Genomic DNA, 21,558 nt, shown 5'->3' on the forward strand with positions numbered 1-21,558 from the left:
TCGCCCCGGTTCCGTCTCGCTGCCTCCCGAGGCTCGTCCGTCCGGAGTTCGTCCAGCTACTCCGGGAGTACTTCGACGGCGCTCTGCGCCCACCGGAACGTATTTTACTCGGAGCGGAACCTATATCGAGGTATGACAAAACGCATCCTCGTTCCGGTCGACGGGTCGCCGCAGTCGACGGCGGCGCTCTCGTTCGTCGCCGAGGAGTGGCCCGACGCGGAGGTAACGATACTCCACGTCATCAACCCGGCGGGCGCGGGAGGCAACCCGAGCGCCGGGATTCCGAGCGGCGCCGAGGAGTGGTACGAGAGCGAGAAGGAGCGGTCGGCGTCGCTCTTGGCGGACGCGGCGTCGATCGTCGAGCAGTCGGTGCGGACGCGCACGGATGTCGGACGCCCGACGCGAGCGATCCTCGACGCCGTCGAGGACGGAGAGTTCGACCACGTGGTGATGGGGAGCCACGGTCGAACCGGCGTCTCGCGGATACTGCTCGGGAGCGTCACCGAGGCCGTCGTCCGCGAGTCGCCGGTGCCAGTGACCGTCGTCAGATAGCCGGCGACGACGGCCGTCCCCGACGAACGTGTCACGCAGATACCGGAATATCCGAGGGACACCGTCCGGTTTAGTGGGCTCTCGCTCCGACCTTGGAACGATGGAGTTCAGAGAAGTCATCGAGACGCGCCGCTCCGTGCACGAGTACACCGACGAAGACATCGACGACGAGACGCTCGAAGCGATATTCGAGCAGGCTCGCTACGCCCCCTCGGGGTACAACCTCCAGCCGTGGGAGTTCCTCGTTCTCCGCGACGAGGCGTCGAAGGCGAAGCTACAGGAGGTCGCCGGCGGGCAGGAACACGTCGGCGACGCGGCCGCGAGCGTCGTCGTCCTCGGGTCGAAAGACCCCGAGGCGCACGCCGACCGAGTACTCGACGACTGGTTGGAGAAAGGCTACCTGCCGAACGAGGACGTCCGCGACGCGGTTCGCGCGAACGTCGAAGGAATGGCCGAGATGCCCGAGTCCGAGCGCCGCGTCTGGACGACGCGGAGCACGTCGCTCGTGGCGATGTCGCTGATGTACGCGGCGTGGAACCACGGCGTCGCCTCCTGTCCGCTCGAAGGGTTCGACGCCGACGCGCTCGTCGAGACGTTCGACATCGACGACGAGTACGAACCCGTGATGCTGGTGACGCTCGGCTACGCGCCCGACGACGCCGACGACGTCGAGAACGAGCGGAAACTGCGTCGGTCGGTCGACGAGATCGTCCACTACGAGACGTTCTCGCCGTAGACGAGCGGTGGTTCGCCCCGTCTTCGTGGCCCTCTGGCGGCGTACCGGACGCCCGCGCCGGAAAGATTCATTCGGAGCGCAACTGTACACCGACCCGTGAAGCCGAGCCACCCCGTTTTCGTGCTGATGGCGCTGACGGTCGGGTTCGTGGTCGGGGGCCTGTTCTTCGGCGCCTTCGGTGCTGCCGTCGGCGGCGTCGCTGCCGCGGTCACCTGGGTTCTCACTGCGGAAGAAGTGACCGAGACGGTAGACGCCGGCCACGGGAAGCCGTGAGTCGCAACGGCTCCGAAACCTGCGGCTCCGGTCACGGAGATGGGAGGTCCACGAAAACGGGGCCGACCGTTCGCTCCGACGCTTCAGGCGCCGGGGATGCCCAGTGCGGTGAGTTCGACGATTCCGAAGATACCGAGCGCGTACAGCACCGCGACGGAAGCCACCCACGCGACGACGCCGATGGCGGCCGCGCTGCCCCAGCCGCCGGGGTAACGCCAGTTGATGACGCCGACCCACGCGAGTAGCGTCAGTACGGGCCCGATTATGGGGAGCCAGCCGAGGAAAAAGCTGACGAGTCCCCAGACGAGCGCGCCGATAGCCGCCGTCACGACGGCGTAGGCGAAACTCGCCTGCTTGTCGATGAGCAGTCTCACCCCGAGGTAGAGACCGAGCCCCCCGACGAGCAGGTTGACGAGCACGATGAGAACGCTGTCGACGAGCGCCATCTCACTTCACCCTCCACTCTGCGGTGAGTTCGACCGTCTCCTTGTTCCCCCGAAGCGCCGAGGACCGCTCGACCACCGACACTTCGGTGTCGAACGACTCCGGCGGGTGAACGGTCACCTCTTTGTTCCCGACGGTCAGTCGGACCTCTTCGCCCGATTCGAACCCGTCGGCCAGTTTCCGCAGATAGGCCGCGAACTCTGGCCCTGTTCGCTCCTGCTTACTCTCTGTTTTGTCGGCCATAGGTGTCTCTCCGTACAACGCAAAAGGAGATAAAAGTCGGGCGACTGTCAATTTCTGACGAAACTCTTCCGTCCGAACACGTTCCTCAGAAGATGTTCGCCTGCCGGTAGACGCTGATACCGTTCTGGGTGATTTCGTACGGTTTCGTCTCTCGGGAGTGGTTGGCGTCGCGTATCTTCTGAATCTCGATAGCCAGTCGCGTCTCGCGGAAGTTCGACGGGCGGACGTACTGCAGGACGAACACCGCGTCGGTGAGATACTCGACGATACCGTGTTTGGAGGTGTAGGGGCTGTCCTCCTTCGCCTCGGAGGTGAGCATCGTCGTCACGCCGACTTCCTTGAGCGAGCGAGCGAAGTCGAACACCTCGCTTCGGCGCTTCGAGGGGTGGTCGTACATCATCTCCAGAAGCGACACCGAGTCGAGAACGAGTCTGTCCGCGCCGAACTCCTCGACGAGTTCGGGCAGGTCGTTGCGAATGCTCGCCAAACTGTTCGCCATCTCGACGGGGTCGAGTTCGACGACCGCCAGTCGGTCCTCCTCGACGTAACGTCGGAACGGCCACCCCTTCTCTTCGGCCGTCGACAACACCGCCTCACGACTCTGTTCGAGCGTGATGAACACCGCGCGCCCGTCGTCGCGCAGCGCCTCGTCGAGGAACTGGAGGCCGAACGTCGTCTTCCCGGTCCCGGCGCTGCCGATAGCGACCATGAGCGACCGCTTCGGGACGCCGCCGAGAATCATCTCGTCGAGGCCGTCGATGCCGATTCTGACCCGCTCGATACTGGAGTCGAGCGCCTCTTCGTCGAACTCCTCGCCACCGAAGGCGTCGTTGCCGCCGCCGAAGCCGAACTCCTCGTCGCGCGGGTCGTCGTCGAACCCGCCGAAGCCGAAGTCGTCGCCGTCGGCGCTATCGAACCCTCCTCCGAAACCGAGGTCCTCGTCGCCTCCCGAGGAACCACCGAAACCGGACTCTCCGCCTCCGAAGCCTCCGAAACCGAAGGTTTCACCGTCGGGCGTCTCGGAGGCGGCCGGCCGGTCGGAGTCCTCGCCGCTCTCCGTCTCGACGCCCGCGCCCTCGTCGTCTTCGTCGCGTCCTCCGTCCTCGTCGCGTCCTCCATCTTCGTCGCGTCTCTCGTCCTCGTCGCGTCTCACGTCTTCGTCACGTCCCCCCTCTCCGTCACCTCCGTCCTCGTCACGTTCCCCCTCTCCGTCGCGGAGCGCCTGCTCGAACCAGTCGTCGTCGTCCTCGCTCATCGTCTCTCCGTCGCGCGTGGACCACGGTCGGGTCCGGCGCGGCGACTCCCCCCTGGCGGTCGACTACTCATCGTCCGTCTCTCGGATGCCGCCGCTATCAATGTTGCCCGTACGGTGCGCTTTTGACGGCCGCGGGCGAAGCCGTTCCATGAACGTCGGCATCGTCGCTCAGAAGGGAAACACCAGAGCGACCACGCTCGCTGAAGAACTTCGAGAGCAACTCTCGGCCGTAGACGCCTCCGTGACCCTCGACGAAGCGACCGGCCGGTTGCTCGGCCTCGACGGTCGCCCGGTCGAGGCGCTCGGCGACTGCGACCTCATCGTCAGCATCGGCGGCGACGGAACGTTCCTCTTCGCGGCCAGCGGCGCCGACGGCACGCCGATTCTCGGCGTCAACCTCGGCGAGGTCGGCTTTCTGAACGCCGTCGGCCCCGACGACGCCGTCGACGCGGTGCTCGCGGAGGTCGCCGCCGTCCGCGAGGGCGACCAGCGCGTCCGCGTCGTCCCCCGACTCGTCGCCGTCGGCGACGGCTGGCGAAGCGACCCGGCGACGAACGAGATCGTCGTTCAGGGCGGCCGTCGAGGCCGCGGCGGCGGCGTCGACCTCGAAGTGAGAATCGACGGTTCGCTGTACACCAGCGGTCACGCCGACGGACTCCTCGTGTCGACGCCGACGGGGAGCACGGCGTACAACCTGAGCGAGCGCGGCCCGCTCGTCCACCCGAGCGTCGGCGGCCTCGTCGTCAATGAGATGTGTCCCGACGAGGGGATGCCGCCGCTTCTCGTCGCCCCCGACGCCACGGTGACCGTGACGGTGACCGCCGTCGGCCGACGGGACGAGACCGACGAACGTCCCGCGAGTGACGACGAGACGGCCGACGACGCCGTCGTCGTCAGCGACGGTAAACACTCCTACCCCGTCTCGCCGCCGACGGAAGTCGAGATTCGCCGGGCGGAGACGCCGCTCCGAATCGCCGGTCCGTCCTCGGACTTCTTCGAGGCGCTCAATAAACTGGACTGAGTCGACGCAACTGCCGCCGCGCGCTCGGTCGATGCTCCGACGAAAAGGCAGGACGGACCGCTGCGGGCACGCGATTCGTAGGTGACCAGGTCACCGATCCCCGTGCAACGGTCCGCCCTGTGCTGCATCTACGCGTTCGGACTGGATAACGACTTTTACACGGGTGACGGACAGTCACCGAAGCGACGCTGTCCTATCGGGTCGGGGAAGTGGCGACCGCTCTCAGTTCCGGCCCCACTCGGCCGTCCGGCGCGGACGGTCCGAGACGGCCATCACGTCGAGCGGCTCGTCGCGGACGTCCAGCGCCGTCAGCGCCGCTTTCGCGCTCGCCGCCGTCGAGAAGTACGGCACTTCCTCGGAGACGCAGGTCTCCAGTAGGTCGCGGTCGTCGGAGACGACGAGGTCGACGTCGCCCTTGCGAAGCGCCGCGGTCACGTCGTCGAACTCGCCGACGTCGTAGACGGTCGAGAGCTCTTCGCGGAGCTCTTCGGCCTCCTCGCTCTCCGGCGCGGGGAACGAGTCGCCGAGGAACGAGACGACAGCCGTCCCGCCCTCGGGAATCGGCGACCCGGCCGCAGACTGCGCCTTCCCGTACGCCTTGCCGAACGAGCGGGCGGTTCCCATCACCTCGCCCGTCGACTTCATCTCCGGGCCGAGGCGGGGGTCGCTGCCCGGGAGGCGGTCGAACGGCAGGACGACCTCCTTGACGCTCGCGTGCTCGGGAATCTGTTCTTCCACACTGAGTTCAGCGAGCGACGCACCCGCCATCACCTTCGCCGCGAGTTTGGCGATGGGGACGCCCGCGGCCTTCGAGACGAACGGTACCGTCCGCGAGGAGCGCGGGTTCGCTTCGAGGACGTACACTTCGCCGTCCTTCACCGCCAACTGGACGTTCAGCAGACCGACCGTCTCCAGCGCGCGGGCGATGTCTTCGGTGACCTCGCGGACGCGCCCCATCGTCTCGGCGTCGAGCGACTGCGGCGGGATGACGCAGGCGGAGTCGCCGGAGTGGACCCCCGCGGACTCGACGTGCTCCATCACGCCGCCGATTATCACGTCCTCGCCGTCCGAAACGGCGTCGACGTCGAGTTCGACCGCGCCGTCGAGGAACTCGTCGACGAGGATGGGTTTGTCGGGGCTGACGCGGACGGCTTCCTGGATGTAGGCCTCCAGTTCGTCGTCGTCGTCGACGACGCGCATCGCGCGGCCGCCGAGGACGTAGCTCGGGCGGACGAGCACGGGGTAGCCGATGTCGCCCGCGAGTTCCAGCGCTTCTTCTTCGGTCGTCGCCGTCCCGCCGCGCGGTTGGGCGACGCCCATCTCCTCCATCAGCGCGTTGAACCGGTCGCGGTCCTCCGCGAGGTCCATCGCCTCGACGGTGGTGCCGAGAATCTCGCAGTCGAGGCCTCTCCGCGCGAGTTCCGCCTCCAGCGGTTCGCCGACGTTCACCGAGGTCTGCCCGCCGAACTGCACCATCACGCCGTCGGCGCCCGTCGCCTCGACGACGTCGGCGACCTCCTCGGCGGTTATCGGCTCGAAGAACAGGCCGTCGGAGGTGTCGTAATCGGTGGAGACCGTCTCGGGGTTGTTGTTGACGACGTGGGCGTCTATCCCCTGCTCGCGGAGCGCGCGGACCGCGTGCACCGCGCAGTAGTCGAACTCGACGCCCTGCCCGATGCGGATGGGGCCGCCGCCGACGACGACGACGCTCGTCGCGTCGCGGTCGACGCGGACCTCGTCGAGGGGGTCGCCGTTGAGGAACTCGGGCTGCCGCGCCGAGTAGTAGTACGGCGTCGACGCCTCGAACTCGCCGGCGCAGGTGTCGACCTGCTTGAACGAGCGGTCGGGGACGCTCATCTCGACCTCCTCGACGCCGACGCCCGCCGTCGCGGCGACGTCTACGTTCGTCAGTCCCGCCGAGGCGGCCGCGGAGAAGTCGCCCTCCGCGGCGGCGACGGTCGACTCAACGACGCGGCCGTAGCGCTCGACGTACCACGACTCGATGCCCGTCAGTTCCGCGACGTCGGCGACGCTGTAGCCGCGCTCGAACGCCTCGAACATGGCGTACGGACGGTCCGGCGACGGCTTTTCGAGGTACTCCGTTTCGAGTTCCTCGTCCGCCACGTCGGCCCAGTCGACGGCGGGTTCGTACTCCGAGGAGCGAAGCGCCTTCAGAAGTGACTCCTCGAACGTCCGGCCGATAGCCATCGCCTCGCCGGTCGACTTCATCGCCGTCCCGAGCGTGAAGTCGACGTCCTCGAACTTGTCCTTGGGCCAGCGCGGCACCTTCGTGACGATGTAGTCGATCGCCGGCTCGAACGCGGCTGTCGTCTCGCCGGTGATCTCGTTCTCTATCTCGTGGAGACGCTTGCCGAGGGCGACTTTCGCCGTCACGCGGGCGATGGGGTAACCCGTCGCCTTCGACGCCAGCGCCGAGGAGCGCGAGACGCGCGGGTTCACTTCCACCACGCGGTACTCGCCGCCGGGGGTGCCGTCGTCGTGCCAGGCGAACTGGATGTTACAACCGCCCTGAATCCCGAGTTCGCGAATGACTTCGAGCGCGGCGTCGCGCATCTCCTGGTGTCCCTCGTCGGGTATCACCTGCGAGGGCGTCACGACGACTGACTCGCCGGTGTGGATGCCCATCGGGTCGAGGTTCTCCATGTTGCAGATGATGATACAGGAGTCGTCGGCGTCGCGCATCACCTCGTACTCCAGTTCGACCCAGCCCGCGATGGACTCGGTGATGAGCACCTCGCTGTTGCGCGAGAGGCGAAGCCCCTTGCGGACGCGTTCGATTAGTTCCTCCATCTCGTCGACGACGCCCGACCCCGACCCGCCGAGGGTGTACGTCGTGCGCGCGATGACGGGCAGGCCGCCGACCTCGTCGACGGCGGCGTCGACGCGTTCTTCGAGGTCCGCTTCGGTGATGTTCGCCACTTTCTCGCCCTCGTCGAGCGAGATAGTCGTCGATTTCGGCATCGGTTGGCCGATTTTCTCCATCCGCTGGCGGAACAGGTCGCGGTCCTCCGTCGCGTAGATGGTGTCCAGCGGCGTTCCCATGATTTCGACGTCGTACTCCTCCAGGACGCCCTCCTCGGCGAGTTCGGCGGTGACGTTTAGTCCCGTTTGCCCGCCGAGTCCGGCGATGACGCCGTCGGGCCGTTCCTTCTCGATTATCTCCGAGATGGCCTCGGTCGTGATCGGTTCGATGTAGACGCGGTCGGCCATCTCCAGGTCGGTCATGATGGTCGCCGGATTCGAGTTGACGAGGACGACTCGCGCCCCTTCCTCTCGAAGCGCCCGGCACGCTTGCGCGCCAGAGTAGTCGAACTCCGCCGCCTGTCCGATCTGGATGGGGCCGCTGCCGATGAGCAGGATGGTCCGGTCGTCGGACGTCGCCTGCTGGTCTGTCGAGGGTTCCTCGTCGGTCATCGTTCCAGGGAAGTTCGTACATCGTAATAAGCCCGGCGAAACAGTGCGATATGCGTAACCTCTTTTCGAATTTCGCAGCACCGGCGCGACGGCCGACCGTCAGCTGGGGCACAGTTTCGGAATCGCAGGAGTTACCACCGACCGAGTATGTCGTTCGGACGGAAGCCACCGCCTCACGCGGCCTGAGACGCGGCAGAAGCGGCGTGTGGGGGCACGTCGCTTCGGCTTCCACTTTCGAAACGCGACGAAAGAAGCCACTCTTCGGTACTGTGTCCGGTCGGATAACTATTGACGTCCGGTTCTTACTCGGCGCGTCTCGACCCGGCTACGCGTCGAACCGGGCGTTCACTGCGCGTACACGTCGTCCGACGAGAAATCCCGTTCGGCGCGGTACTGCTCGACGAACTCGCTCACGTCGAACTGCAGCATCTCCGTCTCGAACTGCGAGAGCGCGGCGTCGTCCTCAGCGTGGCTGACCGCGTGTTCCATCAGTTCGACGACGAGTTCGACGATTATCTCGTGGAGGCGGCGCGAGTCGAAGTCGGTGACCCACACCATCGCGTAGCCCACCTGCTGGTCCTCGCTCACGTCCTCGCCGACGACGCGGCGGGGGAACTCTTCGAGGACGATACCCATCAGGTGCGGCGTGCCGAACTCCGGCATCTCCTCGCTGGTCGTCTCGACGGCCTCGCGCAGCACCTCGACGAGGAACTCGGGGAGAAACCGCTCGGGGGGGTGGGAGTCGGTGACGACGGCGTGCGTCTCGCCGCACGCGCAGTCGAACTCGCGCAGCCCCAAGTCGAGGTCTCTGACGCGCTTTGTCTCGCCGCAGGGGAGTTCGAGTTCGTCGCCCCCGCCTCCGGGGACGCGCGGTTGTGCCATACCTCCGATTGCAGTCTCGAAGGGTTAAAAAGCGCGTTTGTTTACTCCTCGTCGTCGTCTTTTTCGCCTTCTTCTTCGTCCTCTTCCCCGTCGTCCTCTTCTTCCTCTGATTCGGCGTCCTCTTCCTCGTCGTCCTCGTCGTCGCTCGCTTCCGACTCCGCGCCTTCGAGGTCGCTCTCGCTCTCGCTCGCCGCGGCGACGCCGCCGGGGGCGACGTCGTCGGTCGACTCCTCGAACTCGCTCAGTTCGGCGTCCTCCTCGCCTCCCGCTTCGGATTCGACGCCCTCTATCTCGAGTTCCACCTCGATGGAGACGCCGTCGACTTCCAGTTCGGCCTCGGCGCTGCGGGTTTCGCCCACCTCGATCTCGAGCTCCTGCCGGTCGACTTCCACTTCCACTTCGACGTCTACGTCGACGTCTGGTCGGTCTGCCATGGGAGGTGTTACGTTCGAGAGGGGCAAATAGCTCGGTGGTCATCGCACCGTTGTCGGTGATACCCTCCGCCTACCGACTCGAACCAGCCACAAGCGACTTACCTCGATACGCCGCAGTACAGGGTATGATAAGCGTCGTCGGCGGCGGCATCGCCGGACTCGCCTGCGCGTATCGCCTCCAACAGCACGGTCACGACGTGCGCGTCTTCGAGGCCAGCGACCAGGTCGGCGGTCTCGCGGCCGTCTACGAGACGAGGGGCGACCCGATAGAGAAGTTCTACCACCACCTCTCGAAGTCCGAGGAGACCATCGTCGAACTCGCCGAGGAGCTCGGCGTCGGCGACGAACTGGAGTGGCTCATCGGCAAGAACGGCTACTACTTCAACGGCGCGGTGTACCCGATGGACACCCCCTGGGAGATTCTCGCCTTCCCGCATCTGAGCGTCTACGACAAGTTCCGCCTCACGATGCTCACCCAGGAGATCGACGTACGCGGGGGCCGACCGAAGTTCGACACCTATGAGAACCTCGAAGACTTCGAACACGTCCCGCTGAAGGAGTTCATCGTCGACCACACGACCCAGGGCGTCTACGACAACTTCTTCGAACCGCTGCTCGACGCGAAGTTCGGCAGTCGGAAAGACGACGTGAGCGCGGCCTGGCTGCTCGGCCGCGTCAAGTTCCGCGGCGAGCGCGACCTGCTGCGCGGCGAGATTCTCGGCTACTTCCAGGGCGGGTTCGCCCCCTTCGTCGACGCGCTCGTCGACGCCGTCGGCCGCGAGAACATCGTCACGAACGCCCGCGTGACGGAACTGGAGACGGGCGACGACGGCGTGGAGTCGATAACCGTCGAGGGGGACGGAGCGGTCGAGGGAGACGGAGCGGTCGAGGGGGACGCCGAGTCGTCGGACGTCGCTGAGGCGGCGGAAGCGACGGACGGCGGTGTCGCGAGTGCGGCCGCCGAGTCGGCCGTCACGGACGCGACGACGTACGAGACCGACGCCGTCGTCTGCGCGACGATGCCGAACGTCTTGGAGGGGCTCACCGGCTACCAGTGCGACATCGACTTCCAGGGGGCGGTCTGTGCCGTCGTGACGATGGACGAGCAACTCACCGACACCTACTGGCTCAACGTCGCCCACGACGCGCCGTTCGGCGCGCTCATCGAGCACACGAACTTCGTCCCGCCGGAGCGCTACGGCGGCGACCATCTGCTGTACATCGCCAGCTACATCCAGGATTACGAGGAGGAGCTCTGGCAGATGTCCGACGAGGAGGTCGAGGAGACGTGGCTCTCGGAGTTGGAGACGATGTTCCCGAACTTCCACCGCCGCCTCGTCAGCGAGTTCCGTCTCGCGCGCAACCCCCGCGCCGCGCCCGTCTACGAGCGCGGCTACCGCGACATGGTCGTCCCCTACGACCTGAGCGACGACATCGGCGAGGGCGTCTACTACGCGGGGATGGCCAGCGCCGCGCAGTACCCCGAACGGAGCCTCAACGGCGGCATCGTCGCGGGCTACGAGTGCGCCGACCGAATCGACGAGAAGGGGCGGGTCGACTGAGTCGCTAACGTCTCCGCGCCTCTATCACTCGTTCGCGGCGTCCCACTCGCTGCGGAGCAACCCGTACTGAACCGTATCGACGTACTCGCCGTCGGTGTAGAAAGCCATTCGCGTTCGACCTTCTTCGACGAATCCGAGCGACTCCAGCAGTCCCCGAGAGGCGTCGTTGCTCTCGTATGCGCACGCGCCGACCGCCGGGTGCGCGTAGGTTCGGAAGGTGTAGTCGATAGCCAGCGACACTGCCTCCGTCCCGTAGCCGTCGCCGTGGCGCTCGGGAACCAACCAGTACGTCAGTTCCGGGCGACGCCAGTTAGCGTCCTCGACGGTGACGACACCGATGGGCGTGACGCGGGCATCGTCGGCGTCGCCGGGAGCGGCGGTCCCGTCGTCGAGACAGGCGACGAATCGGTCTGCCGCGTCGTCGGTCCAGCTTTCGAGTTCCGCTTGGCTCTTCAGCGGATTCCCCATCGGATACCGAATCTCGGGGTTGGCGTGCGCTCGCTGGAGAAATGGGATATCTTCCGTCTCGAACGTTCGCAGAGTGACTCGTTCATCGCGAACGACGACTGCGCCGGGCATACGTGACCGACTGTGAATAGCAGAATACGTCTTCCGATCAATAGTTTCACACTCGAACTGCCAGAGACCGGCGTTGGGGCGGTGTTCCGTGCCGTCAGCCGACGACCCTGAACACCATGACCCCACGGTTCTCGTAGGCGAGTTCGTACCGCCCCGAGTCGACGAGTTCCTGTCGCATCTCCGCGGACTGGATGCTCTCCATCCCGCGCACCGAGTACTCGCCCTTCGGGACGTAGAGGTAGTCGGGCGTCGTCCCGGACTCGGTGAGATACTTGGTGATACAGGCTTCGCTCCGGCACGTCGAGAGGCGGTTGAACAGGCCGAGTTGGTGTTGGTACTGCGCCTGCCCGCGCCACTCCACCCCCCACGGCCCGACGAGAATCGTCCGGTCGGTGTACAGCGGGAACCACTCGGCGGCGTCGCCGACGACGACGAAGGTGGCGTCGGGTTCGGTGTTTGCGTCGGCCCACTCCATCGCCTCGACGTCGGAGCCGTTGATGAACGCCGGTTGCGAGGTGCTCCCGGCGTGCGAGTCGAGGTGTCCGCCCGCGTAGAACACCGAGACGCTCATCCCGAGAATCGCCACGACGAATATCGCCGCCAGTTCGGCCCGCCGCCGACGCTGCGACGTGATCGACAGTCGCCGGTACGCCAGCCGAAGCACGTCGAAGATGACGACGGCGGCCATAAGCGGCCCGAGGGTGAAGACGAACCGCGGCTTCGAGACGAAGATGATACAGAGCGCGAACCACCCCGGGAGGAAGAACGAGCGCCGCCAGGCGAGGTAGACGCCCGAGAAGATGTACAGCACGAAGAACGCCGAGATGATGATCATCCCGAACGACTGGAGGTTGAACAGCCCCGGACGGATGGAGAACAGCACCGCCGGCGGGTTGAACGACGCCGACCCGGGGACGAACGTCGGGACTAACTCGAACAGCTGCTTGCCGATGCCGCCGTGGGTCCCCGCCGCGCCGGCGAAGATGCCGACGCCGTGGTTCGAGATCACCGTCAGCCACCAGGGCGACGCGAGCACGAGACCGCCGATAGCGACGGCGGCCCCTTCGAGCAGTCCCGTGAGGCTTCGGTCGAAGTAGACGAACAGCCAGATGTACGACAGGCCGAAGAAGGCCGTGTACACCGGGTGGGTCAGTATCGTCAGTGCGAACAGCAGCACCGACGGCCAGAGCCACCGTCGGTCTCGCGTCGCAAACAGTTTGACCCCGGTGTAGAGGCCGGTGTAGAGCCACACCGCGCCGAGCGACCGGACGAAGCCGCCGCCGGAGATGTGCCACTGCAGAATCGGCGGCCCGACGGCGACGAAGATGGCCGCCAGTCCGGCCTGCCGCTCCGAGCCGAGCAGTTCGCGCGCCAGAAGGTAGAACGGCACGAGGTAGACGACCGTCAGAAAGCCGGGCAGATAGCGGCTTATCGTCAGGTACGAGAGTCCGAACGCGTCGTGCAACACTGCGGCGACGTAGAACGCCAGCGGTGGGTAGGCGAAGGGAATCCCCTCCGGCGTGTAGTGCGGGATGATCGCCGGCAGCGCGTACCCCTCGCGGATAATCTGCTCGGCCATGTACAGGAAGAGGCCGGCGCCGAACGCGGGGTACGGGTGCGTGACGACGTAGGCGGTGTACGTCGCCAGCGCGACGATTATCGCGGGTGCGAGCCACGCGAACTCGCCGGCGATGGCTTCGAGGCGGCCGAATCTCGACACCTGTCGTCGCCGTACACCGTCCGTGTTCGTCAGCTTTCGTGGGTCCATCATCGTCGGTTACTTCCTCCGGAGGCGCGCGGGTGTTCGAAACCGAGCCGAAACGGCGGTTGGTGCGGACCGAAGCGGCGGTTGGCGCTGATCGAAACGGTCGTTGACGCGGACCGAGACGACCCACCCGGTGCCGACGGACACGGGCGTTATTAGTCCGCCGTTCGTCTTCGGCGTGTCGCCCCCGTCGGCGATCTGTCGTCTGCCGCCGGACGTCACCGCCGAGCGAACGGCGGGTGCGAGTGTCGGCCGAGAGGCTACTGTGGACGCCATCTCAGGATCCAACCCAAAGCGACCGGGAGCGTTCGAGACGGTAGCGCCTCCTCGACCGCGCCCGGCCGAAACGAACCGCAGACCGACGAGCGCGGACGGCGACAGAGGGAGTCCGCCGACGGTACGCGACGGAACGTTTTCCCGTCGGTCGAAGACGTGCACTCATTCACTCCCCGTTTCGTCCTTCACCGTAATAATCGACGCTATCGTTGCCGCGAGTTTTCCCCCGTTTTACTCGGCCTTCGAACGACACCCGCCTCGGGAAACGTGTAGTTGAGACGCGAGCGGTCCCCGCCGAACTCCGCCGGAGACGCCGTCGGTGGTCGCGCCGCCGTAGGAACTCCCTACGCACGACAGACGCCGGAACTCGGCGGTCAGTCAGGGTCGCCCGTACCCCGAAGAGAGCGACTGACGGCGTCTGACGCGCTCGCCTCGGGCGCTGCGGCATCGCTCCGTCTTCGTCGCGCCGCCCGGGTAATCCGGTCGGAGCTTCGGCGAAAACTTGTCCCGGAAACGACTCGTTGAGCGCATTCACTCGTGTCTGAGTGCATCTATCGGGTCGACCGTCGACGCGCTCCAGGCGGGATAGAGACCGGCGAACACCCCGACGAGCGGTCCGACCACGACGGAGACGACGAACCAGAGCGGACGGATCCGCAGCGGGAGGTCGATGAGTACCGTCGCGGCGTACCCGCCGCTGATGCCTACCAGTGCACCGAAGACGGAGCCGAACAGCCCGAGCAGTATCGCCTCCAGGAGGAACAACTGCATGATGTCGCGGCGCTTGGCGCCGACCGCTTTCATGATGCCGATCTCGCGCGTCCGCTCGGTGACGCTGACGAGCATGATGTTGGCGATACCGATGGCACCGACGATGAGCGAGATGACCGCGATACCGGTGATGTACGCGGTGAACGTGCTACTGACCTGCTGAATCTGGTCGACGAGTTGGTCGTACGTCGTCACCTCGAACTGGTAGCCCTCGGCTTTGAGAACCCGAGCGTCGGACTGCTCTGTCAGGTACGAGATGATCCGACCCTGGACCGCCTCTATCTCCTGAATGCTGCCGGCGCTCACGAGTACCTGCGAGTACACACGCTGCTGTTGGTCCGTGTTGGGACTGATGACCGCTCGCTCGTAGAACGGGTTCGTGGGCGCGTAGATGCTCGGTTGCGCACCGCCGGTGAGCGCGCCCGCCCCCTCCTGAGAGCCCTCGGCGATACCGACGACGGTGGCGTTTATCGGCTGTCCGTTCGCCGCTCGGGTGAGCGTGATGTTCTCACCGACGGTGACGTTCTCGGCGAACATCCGGACCGCAGGCCGATTCAACACCACCTCCCGCTGCCCCGACTGGTACGGTCGTCCCTCGACGATCCGTTGACCTTTCAGCTCGAAGTACTGCGGCCGCGATACCGTCACCCACTGCCTCCCCACCGAGTCGTTTCTGTACCGCACCTGTGCGGTCGCGATCCCACCGACGGGGACGGCGGCTGCGACGCCCTCTATCTGGCGGATCTGCTGGACGTCGTACTGGGTGAACACCGACTGTCCGCCCTGCCCGAGCTGCGGGATGTCGCTCTGCGTCTGCGAGGACGCCGAGACGTACATCACGTCCTGGTTGTCCCCGGCGATGGTGTTGACGATATCTGCCTGCAGACTCGCCCCGAGGGTGACGAACGCGATGACGGCGGCGACGCCGATGATGACGCCGAGCGTCGTCAGCGTCGAACGGAGTTTGTGGCCGACGATGCTCCGCCAACTCATCCGGAGGCTCTCTAGGAGGTCCACGCTTCTCCCTCGGTAGCTCCCTCACCGGGATTCTGGACCGGCTTCGTCTCGTCCACTGACGGAATCCGTCGCTTCTCGCCGAGTTCCTCGATGCGTTCTATCTCGCCGTCGAGAACGTGGACGATTCGCTCGGCGTGCTCGGCGATGTCCCGCTCGTGGGTCACCATCAGAATCGTGTTGCCGCGCTGGTACAGTTCCTCGAACAGCCGCATTATCTGCCGACTCGTCTCGCTGTCGAGACTCCCGGTCGGTTCGTCCGCGAGGATGATGGCCGGGTCGTTGACGAGCGCGCGGGCGATGGCGACGCGCTGGCGCTGCCCGCCCGAGAGCTCCGTCGGCTTGTGGTTGACTCGGTCAGCCAGTCCGACGTCGGCCAGGAGCGACTCGGCTCGCTTCGTCCGCTCCTCCCGCGATACGTCGCGAAACGACAGCGGCATGGCGACGTTCTCCAGCGCCGTCAACCGCGGCATCAAGTTGAACGTCTGAAAGACGAATCCGATCTTCTCGCCGCGGACGTTCGCCCGCTCGGAGTCGGACAGTTTCGTCACGTTTGTCCCGTCGATTCGAATCTCGCCTGCCGTGGGCGTGTCTAAACAGCCGATGAGGTTGAGAAGCGTACTCTTGCCGGAGCCGCTCGGGCCCATGATGCTCGTGTACGACCCTCGCGGCACCTTCAGGGAGACGTCGTCGAGTACCGGCACCGGCTCACCGAGTTCGTAGACTTTGTATACCCCCGACAGTGACACGACGGTGTCTTCGGTCGGTCCTCCACCGTCGGTGTATGCGTCCATGTGCGCTAAGACGAGCGTCGGGCACAAAAGATGTAGTGGCCGTCGCAGGTCGATATCGGGGCCGTTCGCCGGTTAACGCCTCACTGTCGGAGACGTCCCGGGACGAGACCACCCCTTCGACGTCGGCGTCCGCTCGCTGGAGGCGTCCGCTCGACCGTCGGCGTCCGTTCGACCGCGGTGAGGCTACGCGCGAGCGTCTTCGTCGTCGTCGAGGTCCTGCATCCCCGGCGCGGCGCCGACGTCGACGTCTTCGGGTTCCTCTCGGCCGCCGACGCGGAGTTCGCCGTCGTCGCCTTCGACGTACACGTCGTCGGCGAACCCGCCCTGGGCGTGCGGGTGTTCGGGGTCGTCGAGCTTCTCCGGCGTCGACGGCGCGTCCGGAATCTCGCGCGTTCGGAACTCGCCCAGCGGGTCGGCGATGGTGATGTCGTGCCGCCGGAAGAACTCCTCGTAGCGCTCGTAGTGGGCTTCGAGTTCGTCGGTCGGAATCTCCATCATCTCCGTCCAGCCGTGGTTGTAGAAGTCGAAGTTCGCCTGGACGTGCGTGATTTCGCGCGCCTCCGCCTCGGGAAAGCCCGCGTCGAGCGCGGCGACGTACGTGTCGAACGTGCAATCGAAGAACGCCTCCATGTGCGGTTCGCGCTCCTCGCGGCGGCCCTCCTCGGCCTTCTTGCCGAAGATGTTCACGTGGAGGTCGACGAGCTTTCTGGTGGCGATGTCGCCGACGACCGGCATGGTGAGCGCCTGCTTGGCGGCGAAGTGGCGGACGTTCTGACGGAGTTTCATAGCCGGTCTTTGGGACCCGACTGACTTCAACGCCACGCGTATTCCGTGGCCGCGACTCCGGCGCGTCACGCGTCTCACCCTCGTTTCGCGGCGTTCGGGGCTGGAATCTCCATAAGTGGATAGCAACCCACATTAACCCCCGTTACGAACCTCTCTCACATGACCGAATCGTACGTGATTATCGGCGACGGTATCGCGGGTAGTTCCGCGGCGGAGACGCTCCGCGAGGAGGCACCGGACGCCGAAGTCACCGTTATCACGGACGAGGGTGAAGCCCTCTACAATCGGATTCTCATCAAAGAGTTCGCCAAAGGCAAACTGCCGGAGGCACCCATTTCGATTCACGACGAGTCGTGGTACGACGAACGCGACATCGACCTGCGTCTCAACACGCACGTCAAGAGGATCGACCCCGACGCCCACGAGATCACGACGCACGAAGACGAGACGCTGGCGTACGACAAACTGCTCGTCGCTACCGGCGGCACGCCGACGCAGTTGCCCGTCGACAACTCCGACGCCGAGGGCGTCCACCACTTCTGGACGTTTCAGGACGCCCGGCGCATCCGCGAGAGCGCCGACTCGGGCGAGAACGCCGTCATCGTCGGTGCCGGCCTCCTCGGCATCGACCTCGCGGCCATCTGCGGGGCGCAGGGCGTCTCCGCGAAGTACCTGATGCGCGGGAACGCCTGGTGGCGCTACGCGCTCTCGGAGGAGGGCGCCGAAATCATGCACGAGGCAATGCGCGACGTAGGCGTCGAACCCGTCTTCGACAGCGGCGTCGACCACTTCGAGGTCGACGACGACGGCCGCGTCACCGGTGCGGTCGACCCCAACGGCGACCACTACGACTGCGACTGGGCGGGCGTCGCCATCGGGCTGAACTTCAACACCGAAATCCTCCAAGGAACGGGCGTCAAACAGGACGACGGCGTCGTCGTCGACCAGTACATGCAGTCGAGCGTCGACGACATCTACGCGGCGGGCGACCTGACGCGCTTCTACGACACCATCCTCGGCGAGTACGCCCAGAACGGGTCGTGGGGCAGCGCGCGCGAACAGGGCTCCATCGCGGGCCACAACATGGTCCACGGCGAGGAGAAGGAGTTCCGCTGGGTCTCGTCGTACTCCATCACTCACTTCGACTTCCCGTTCCTCTCGTTCGGCCACCCGACCATCGGCGACGAGGAAGCGGAGCGCAAGTACTCCGACACCGAGTGGCGGCGCATCGCGTTCAAAGACGGCAAAGTCGTCGGCGGCGTCCTCATCGGCGACCTCTCCGCGCAGAGCGCGCTGAAGAAGTTGATGCGCGAAGAGCGCGTCGTCGCCGACCAGGCCGACGTCCTCCTCGAGAAGAAGATCGACCTCGACGACCTCGCAGCGACCCAAGAGCAGTAACCCGGCTCTCTTCGCCGTTTCTCTCTATCTTTCGCAATCGTTAGCGCTGCCAAAAGATTCATACTCTACCGTGACAGTAGTTGTCACATGGCACAGTCGACGAATGCGACGGTCGCCGCGACGCGAACGGACACCGTTCCGTCCGGGGCGCGCGTCCGTCACTTCGACGAGTTAGACGAGAGCGCACAGCAACTCGTCCTCGCGGCCGCGAACGGGCAGCTGACGAACACCGCCTCCGCCTCCGACCTCCGGAGCGGAGACATCGTCGTTTTCACCGACTACTACCGGGTCCACTGAGCGACCGCTGCCGGACGGACCGAAGCCGTTTTCGGCCGACGACGACGAGAGGGTGGTATGCAAGGCGGCGGCTCAAACGATATGACCCTCGCGTTCGAGTTGGAGGCGCTGAAACGGCTCGCCGACCCGAACACGGTGTTCAACGACGCTCGACAGTGGACCAAATACGTCGGCGTCGTCAGCGAGAAACCGACGTACGTGGTGACGAACTTCACGCGCAAAGAGCGCATCCGACAGGACTTCTTCTCGGGACCGCGCGGCGTCGAGGAGAGCCTCGAAAACGTCAAGCGCCAGTTCGACACCGACCGGCACGTGTTCGTCGGGACCACGGAGGAGGACCGCGAACTCGCCGAGGCGACCGACTGGGAGTATCTCCCGCTCGAACAGGCCGCGGAGGCGGCGGGGTGGGACCTCGCGGGCGACGCGCCCGAGGAAGACCCCTTCGACGGGGAGACGCGCGACGACTGGCCCTGAGCCGTCTCACGTCAAAATGCGGATCGGGTGCGCTACTGCGCGACCGGTCCCGCGACGCCCAGTTGTTCGAGCAGTTCCAGATCATCCGACTCGAGCCATCGCTCGACGATTTTCCCGTCGTCGACGCGGAAGAAACCCATGTTGGTCCCCGAAACCCGATTCCCGGTGGGTTCGATCCCGCCGAACCGTCCCTCGTGGGTTCCCTCGAAGACGAACCGAACGGCGACGGTGTCCCCTTCCGCGATCAGCTCTTCTATCGTCACGGTCGCGTCCGGAAACGCCTCGTGAGCGACTTCGACGTGGCGTCGGAACCCCTCGAAGCCGCGCGCCTCCTCGGCGGTGAGCGTCTCGTCCGACAGCGGGTCGTGGTTGACGACGTTCTCGGCGATTAGCTCGTCGAGGAGGCCGGTTCGTTCTTGGTTGAACGCCTCCTCGTAGTACCTTCGAACGAGCGCCTTGTTTTCCTCTGATGTCGACATCTCTCTCACCACAGGAACGTACGCGTCACAGCGCTATAAGCTAGCAGAGAACACGGCAATCGGAAGGATAGTGCGGTTTCGTGCACCTACTGACACCGGAACGTCCGAACTTCGTAATTCCGGGTCGCAGGTTCTGCTCGACGACTCTACACCGCGGCGGCTCGCGCTCTACGGCGAGACGGCCGAGACGTCCGTCTCTTTCCGTCACTTCCCCCGCACGTCCGCCGAGTGACGTTATCGAAAGCACTAATCGCGAACGGTCCCTGGATACCGATAATGAGTCACCAGTTGCCTGACGTGCAGGCAAGTCAGCCCGACGTCACCGTCGGACTCAGTCAGGTCGGCGTCACGGGCGTCGAGAAACTCGTGAAACTCGCCCGAGACGGGAAGCGGCCCATCGTCCTGATGGCCGAGTTCGAGGTGTTCGTCGACCTCCCGGCGACGCGCAAGGGCGCGGACATGAGCCGGAACATGGAGGTCATCGACGAGACGCTCGAAGCCGCCGTCGAGGAGCCGAGCTACCGCGTCGAGGACGTCTGCGGCGACGCCGCCGAGCGCCTGCTGGAGAAACACGACTACACCTCGACGGCCGACGTTCGGATGACCGCCGAACTCGTCACCCGCGAGCGGACGCCCGCCAGCGACAAACAGACGCAGGGCACCGCGACCATTATCGCCAGCGCCGTCGCCACCGAGGAGGGCACCCGCGAGGAGATCGGCGCGCGCGTCACCGGTATGACGGTCTGTCCCTGCTCGCAGGGGATGTCGGCCTCTCGCGCCCGCGAGGAGCTCGCCGACCTCGGCGTCGACGACGAGACGGTCGAGCAGTTCCTGGACGCGGTCCCGCAACCGGGCCACTCCCAGCGCGGCCACGCCACGTTCACCGTGACGAGCGAGGGCTCGCCCGACGTGGACCTCATGGACATCATCGACGTCGCCCGCGACTCGATGAGCGCGCGCATCTACAACCTCGCGAAGCGTCCCGACGAGGATTACATGACCTTCCACGCGCACGCGAACGCGAAGTTCGTCGAGGACTGCGTCCGCTCGATGGCCGAGGACGCCGTCGGCCGGTTCGACCAACTGCCGGACGACGCGGTCATCCACATGAAGCAGTCGAACGACGAGTCCATCCACCAGCACAACGCCCACGCAGAGCGGGAAGTGACGATGGAGCAGTTGCGGAGCGAACTCGACCGCTGAGACGGAAACGAGATTCGAAAACGGTCAGAACGAGAGCGGGTCCGCCGCCTCCCAGCGCGGGTCGAACACGGCGCGGACGTCGGCGGCGAACTCGGGGTCCTTCAGGTCTATCATCGCCAGCGCCTCGCCCGGGTCCAGCGGATTCGGCACCTCGATGCACACCTCCACGTCGTCGATGAGGTTGAACGTCCCCGTCACGTTCTCGCTCGTCCGCACCTCGAACTGCGGGTGTTCCGACAGCCCCTCCGTGTAGCGCTCGCCGACGCTCGGCGGAAGCGTCGCCACCAGCTCCGGCGTCATCAGCAGCGAGACGGAGACGCCGCGGTCCAACGCCGCGGCCAGTTCGTCGACGACGGCTTCGCTCACCGTCCCGAGGTCGAACTGCGGCGAGGGCGTCGCCGCCACCATCACGACGTGGTTGTCGGCCGTCGCCAGTCGCTCGACGAGCAGGTCCATCGTCTCGCCCGGGCCGACGGCGGCCGTCCAGAACTGCCCCTCGACGGGTTCGCCCGCGTCGAGTTCGTCGACCAACTCGTCGACGATGCCCTCGTACTGTTGAGCCTTCTCCTCGAGTTCGCGGCGCTTGTCTTCGAGCAGCCGGTCCAGCGCGGCGTCCGGTTCGACGCCCACGTACTTCTTGGGTCGACTCGCCGCCTGACTCCGGACGAGACTGTACTGTTCGAGGCTGTTGAGCACGTCGTAGATGCGGCCCATCGGTACGTCGCTAGCCCGTGACAACTCCTTAGCCGTTGTCGGACCCGTCCGAAGGAGCGCTCGGTACGAACGCGCCTCGTACTCGGACAGTCCAAGGTCTCGGAGACTCGCCATGCGGGTGAATCTCACGCCCGGGTTATAAACACACCGGAAGTTTACACGGGACCGGCG

22 protein-coding genes are annotated in these 21,558 nt (G+C 65.8%); 9 read left to right on the forward strand and 13 right to left on the reverse strand.

Annotated elements, in window-relative coordinates:
• Nucleotides 1-132: 132 nt before the first annotated feature.
• The 3 genes from DV709_RS12545 (at nt 133) to DV709_RS17805 (ending at nt 1,561) form a co-directional block, all read left to right on the forward strand.
• A complete protein-coding gene (locus DV709_RS12545) occupies nt 133-552 on the forward strand; it encodes a universal stress protein (protein WP_117594765.1) in 420 nt (139 codons plus the stop codon).
• A gap of 100 nt (nt 553-652) precedes the next feature.
• Nucleotides 653-1,288 (forward strand): nitroreductase family protein, encoded by a 636-nt coding sequence (locus DV709_RS12550; RefSeq protein WP_117594766.1) that lies wholly within the window; start codon nt 653-655, stop codon nt 1,286-1,288.
• Nucleotides 1,289-1,384: 96 nt separating this feature from the next.
• The gene (locus DV709_RS17805; RefSeq protein WP_157972734.1) at nt 1,385-1,561 is read left to right on the forward strand and encodes a hypothetical protein; all 177 of its coding nucleotides are present in this window, start codon (nt 1,385-1,387) and stop codon (nt 1,559-1,561) included.
• 83 nt (nt 1,562-1,644) lie between these two features.
• On the opposite strand, the gene DV709_RS12555 is transcribed toward DV709_RS17805, so the two are convergent.
• The 3 genes from DV709_RS12555 to DV709_RS12565 all read right to left on the reverse strand — a co-directional run bounded on the left by DV709_RS12555 (nt 1,645) and on the right by DV709_RS12565 (nt 3,503).
• The gene (locus DV709_RS12555) at nt 1,645-2,007 is read right to left on the reverse strand and encodes a hypothetical protein (protein WP_117594767.1); all 363 of its coding nucleotides are present in this window, start codon (nt 2,005-2,007) and stop codon (nt 1,645-1,647) included.
• A 1-nt stretch (nt 2,008) separates the two neighbouring features.
• The gene (locus tag DV709_RS12560) at nt 2,009-2,248 is read right to left on the reverse strand and encodes an amphi-Trp domain-containing protein (protein WP_117594768.1); all 240 of its coding nucleotides are present in this window, start codon (nt 2,246-2,248) and stop codon (nt 2,009-2,011) included.
• An 85-nt stretch (nt 2,249-2,333) separates the two neighbouring features.
• Complete coding sequence (locus tag DV709_RS12565) at nt 2,334-3,503, reverse strand: KaiC domain-containing protein (RefSeq protein WP_117594769.1); 1,170 nt, start codon at nt 3,501-3,503, stop codon at nt 2,334-2,336.
• Between the two features lie 148 nt (nt 3,504-3,651).
• Between DV709_RS12565 and DV709_RS12570 the strand changes: the two genes are divergently transcribed.
• Nucleotides 3,652-4,524 (forward strand): NAD(+)/NADH kinase, encoded by an 873-nt coding sequence (locus DV709_RS12570; RefSeq protein WP_117594770.1) that lies wholly within the window; start codon nt 3,652-3,654, stop codon nt 4,522-4,524.
• A 222-nt stretch (nt 4,525-4,746) separates the two neighbouring features.
• Here the strand turns inward: DV709_RS12570 and carB are convergent, their stop codons facing one another.
• The 3 genes from carB to DV709_RS12585 form a co-directional block, all read right to left on the reverse strand.
• Nucleotides 4,747-7,959: a carbamoyl-phosphate synthase large subunit gene (gene carB / locus DV709_RS12575; RefSeq protein ID WP_117594771.1), complete on the reverse strand. Its 3,213-nt coding sequence runs from the start codon at nt 7,957-7,959 to the stop codon at nt 4,747-4,749.
• Between the two features lie 345 nt (nt 7,960-8,304).
• A complete protein-coding gene (locus DV709_RS12580) occupies nt 8,305-8,841 on the reverse strand; it encodes a DUF5815 family protein (protein WP_117594772.1) in 537 nt (178 codons plus the stop codon).
• Nucleotides 8,842-8,882: 41 nt separating this feature from the next.
• Nucleotides 8,883-9,275, reverse strand: a complete 393-nt coding sequence (locus DV709_RS12585) for a hypothetical protein (protein WP_117594773.1) — start codon at nt 9,273-9,275, stop codon at nt 8,883-8,885.
• A 125-nt stretch (nt 9,276-9,400) separates the two neighbouring features.
• Between DV709_RS12585 and DV709_RS12590 the strand changes: the two genes are divergently transcribed.
• On the forward strand, nt 9,401-10,837 hold the full coding sequence (locus DV709_RS12590; protein ID WP_117594774.1) for an NAD(P)/FAD-dependent oxidoreductase: 1,437 nt from the start codon (nt 9,401-9,403) through the stop codon (nt 10,835-10,837).
• A gap of 24 nt (nt 10,838-10,861) precedes the next feature.
• Here the strand turns inward: DV709_RS12590 and DV709_RS12595 are convergent, their stop codons facing one another.
• From DV709_RS12595 to DV709_RS12620, 5 genes are all read right to left on the reverse strand, one after another.
• On the reverse strand, nt 10,862-11,416 hold the full coding sequence (locus tag DV709_RS12595; protein ID WP_117594775.1) for a GNAT family N-acetyltransferase: 555 nt from the start codon (nt 11,414-11,416) through the stop codon (nt 10,862-10,864).
• A gap of 94 nt (nt 11,417-11,510) precedes the next feature.
• Nucleotides 11,511-13,187, reverse strand: coding sequence for a hypothetical protein (locus DV709_RS12600; protein WP_117594776.1), 1,677 nt, complete (start codon nt 13,185-13,187; stop codon nt 11,511-11,513).
• An 801-nt stretch (nt 13,188-13,988) separates the two neighbouring features.
• Nucleotides 13,989-15,245 carry an ABC transporter permease gene (locus DV709_RS12610; RefSeq protein WP_117594778.1) on the reverse strand — a complete coding sequence of 419 codons (1,257 nt, stop codon included), beginning with the start codon at nt 15,243-15,245 and terminating at the stop codon, nt 13,989-13,991.
• The gene (locus DV709_RS12615) at nt 15,233-16,036 is read right to left on the reverse strand and encodes an ABC transporter ATP-binding protein (protein ID WP_117594779.1); all 804 of its coding nucleotides are present in this window, start codon (nt 16,034-16,036) and stop codon (nt 15,233-15,235) included. Before DV709_RS12615 ends, DV709_RS12610 begins: the two co-directional genes overlap by 13 nt.
• Nucleotides 16,037-16,219: 183 nt before the next feature.
• On the reverse strand, nt 16,220-16,822 hold the full coding sequence (locus DV709_RS12620) for a DUF6149 family protein (protein ID WP_117594780.1): 603 nt from the start codon (nt 16,820-16,822) through the stop codon (nt 16,220-16,222).
• Nucleotides 16,823-16,981: 159 nt separating this feature from the next.
• Here DV709_RS12620 and DV709_RS12625 point away from each other — a divergent pair, with 159 nt between their 5' ends.
• The 3 genes from DV709_RS12625 (at nt 16,982) to DV709_RS12635 (ending at nt 18,991) form a co-directional block, all read left to right on the forward strand.
• Nucleotides 16,982-18,220: an NAD(P)/FAD-dependent oxidoreductase gene (locus DV709_RS12625; protein ID WP_117594781.1), complete on the forward strand. Its 1,239-nt coding sequence runs from the start codon at nt 16,982-16,984 to the stop codon at nt 18,218-18,220.
• Between the two features lie 87 nt (nt 18,221-18,307).
• Nucleotides 18,308-18,517, forward strand: a complete 210-nt coding sequence (locus tag DV709_RS12630) for a hypothetical protein (protein WP_117594782.1) — start codon at nt 18,308-18,310, stop codon at nt 18,515-18,517.
• Between the two features lie 57 nt (nt 18,518-18,574).
• On the forward strand, nt 18,575-18,991 hold the full coding sequence (locus tag DV709_RS12635) for a DUF7124 domain-containing protein (protein ID WP_117594783.1): 417 nt from the start codon (nt 18,575-18,577) through the stop codon (nt 18,989-18,991).
• 32 nt (nt 18,992-19,023) lie between these two features.
• On the opposite strand, the gene DV709_RS12640 is transcribed toward DV709_RS12635, so the two are convergent.
• Complete coding sequence (locus DV709_RS12640; protein WP_117594784.1) at nt 19,024-19,470, reverse strand: ester cyclase; 447 nt, start codon at nt 19,468-19,470, stop codon at nt 19,024-19,026.
• 276 nt (nt 19,471-19,746) lie between these two features.
• Here DV709_RS12640 and mptA point away from each other — a divergent pair, with 276 nt between their 5' ends.
• Nucleotides 19,747-20,673 carry a GTP cyclohydrolase MptA gene (mptA, locus tag DV709_RS12645; protein WP_117594785.1) on the forward strand — a complete coding sequence of 309 codons (927 nt, stop codon included), beginning with the start codon at nt 19,747-19,749 and terminating at the stop codon, nt 20,671-20,673.
• 24 nt (nt 20,674-20,697) lie between these two features.
• On the opposite strand, the gene DV709_RS12650 is transcribed toward mptA, so the two are convergent.
• A complete protein-coding gene (locus DV709_RS12650) occupies nt 20,698-21,501 on the reverse strand; it encodes a TrmB family transcriptional regulator (RefSeq protein ID WP_117594786.1) in 804 nt (267 codons plus the stop codon).
• Nucleotides 21,502-21,558 lie beyond the last annotated feature (57 nt).

It is taken from the genome of Haloprofundus halophilus, assembly GCF_003439925.1.
GTDB classification, from domain to species: Archaea; Halobacteriota; Halobacteria; order Halobacteriales; family Haloferacaceae; genus Haloprofundus; species Haloprofundus halophilus.

What these genes read in the sequence shown, in the direction of transcription:
- DV709_RS12595 (WP_117594775.1), bottom strand. Translation starts at nt 11,416, where the DNA reads ATGCCCGGCGCAGTCGTCGTTCGCGATGAACGAGTCACTCTGCGAACG.
- DV709_RS12545 (WP_117594765.1), top strand. Translation starts at nt 133, where the DNA reads ATGACAAAACGCATCCTCGTTCCGGTCGACGGGTCGCCGCAGTCGACG.
- mptA (WP_117594785.1), top strand. Translation starts at nt 19,747, where the DNA reads ATGAGTCACCAGTTGCCTGACGTGCAGGCAAGTCAGCCCGACGTCACC.
- DV709_RS12635 (WP_117594783.1), top strand. Translation starts at nt 18,575, where the DNA reads ATGCAAGGCGGCGGCTCAAACGATATGACCCTCGCGTTCGAGTTGGAG.
- DV709_RS12560 (WP_117594768.1), bottom strand. Translation starts at nt 2,248, where the DNA reads ATGGCCGACAAAACAGAGAGTAAGCAGGAGCGAACAGGGCCAGAGTTC.
- DV709_RS12590 (WP_117594774.1), top strand. Translation starts at nt 9,401, where the DNA reads ATGATAAGCGTCGTCGGCGGCGGCATCGCCGGACTCGCCTGCGCGTAT.
- DV709_RS12625 (WP_117594781.1), top strand. Translation starts at nt 16,982, where the DNA reads ATGACCGAATCGTACGTGATTATCGGCGACGGTATCGCGGGTAGTTCC.
- DV709_RS12620 (WP_117594780.1), bottom strand. Translation starts at nt 16,822, where the DNA reads ATGAAACTCCGTCAGAACGTCCGCCACTTCGCCGCCAAGCAGGCGCTC.
- DV709_RS12650 (WP_117594786.1), bottom strand. Translation starts at nt 21,501, where the DNA reads ATGGCGAGTCTCCGAGACCTTGGACTGTCCGAGTACGAGGCGCGTTCG.
- carB (WP_117594771.1), bottom strand. Translation starts at nt 7,959, where the DNA reads ATGACCGACGAGGAACCCTCGACAGACCAGCAGGCGACGTCCGACGAC.
- DV709_RS12615 (WP_117594779.1), bottom strand. Translation starts at nt 16,036, where the DNA reads ATGGACGCATACACCGACGGTGGAGGACCGACCGAAGACACCGTCGTG.
- DV709_RS12630 (WP_117594782.1), top strand. Translation starts at nt 18,308, where the DNA reads ATGGCACAGTCGACGAATGCGACGGTCGCCGCGACGCGAACGGACACC.
- DV709_RS12640 (WP_117594784.1), bottom strand. Translation starts at nt 19,470, where the DNA reads ATGTCGACATCAGAGGAAAACAAGGCGCTCGTTCGAAGGTACTACGAG.
- DV709_RS12550 (WP_117594766.1), top strand. Translation starts at nt 653, where the DNA reads ATGGAGTTCAGAGAAGTCATCGAGACGCGCCGCTCCGTGCACGAGTAC.
- DV709_RS12555 (WP_117594767.1), bottom strand. Translation starts at nt 2,007, where the DNA reads ATGGCGCTCGTCGACAGCGTTCTCATCGTGCTCGTCAACCTGCTCGTC.
- DV709_RS12585 (WP_117594773.1), bottom strand. Translation starts at nt 9,275, where the DNA reads ATGGCAGACCGACCAGACGTCGACGTAGACGTCGAAGTGGAAGTGGAA.
- DV709_RS12600 (WP_117594776.1), bottom strand. Translation starts at nt 13,187, where the DNA reads ATGATGGACCCACGAAAGCTGACGAACACGGACGGTGTACGGCGACGA.
- DV709_RS12580 (WP_117594772.1), bottom strand. Translation starts at nt 8,841, where the DNA reads ATGGCACAACCGCGCGTCCCCGGAGGCGGGGGCGACGAACTCGAACTC.
- DV709_RS12565 (WP_117594769.1), bottom strand. Translation starts at nt 3,503, where the DNA reads ATGAGCGAGGACGACGACGACTGGTTCGAGCAGGCGCTCCGCGACGGA.
- DV709_RS12570 (WP_117594770.1), top strand. Translation starts at nt 3,652, where the DNA reads ATGAACGTCGGCATCGTCGCTCAGAAGGGAAACACCAGAGCGACCACG.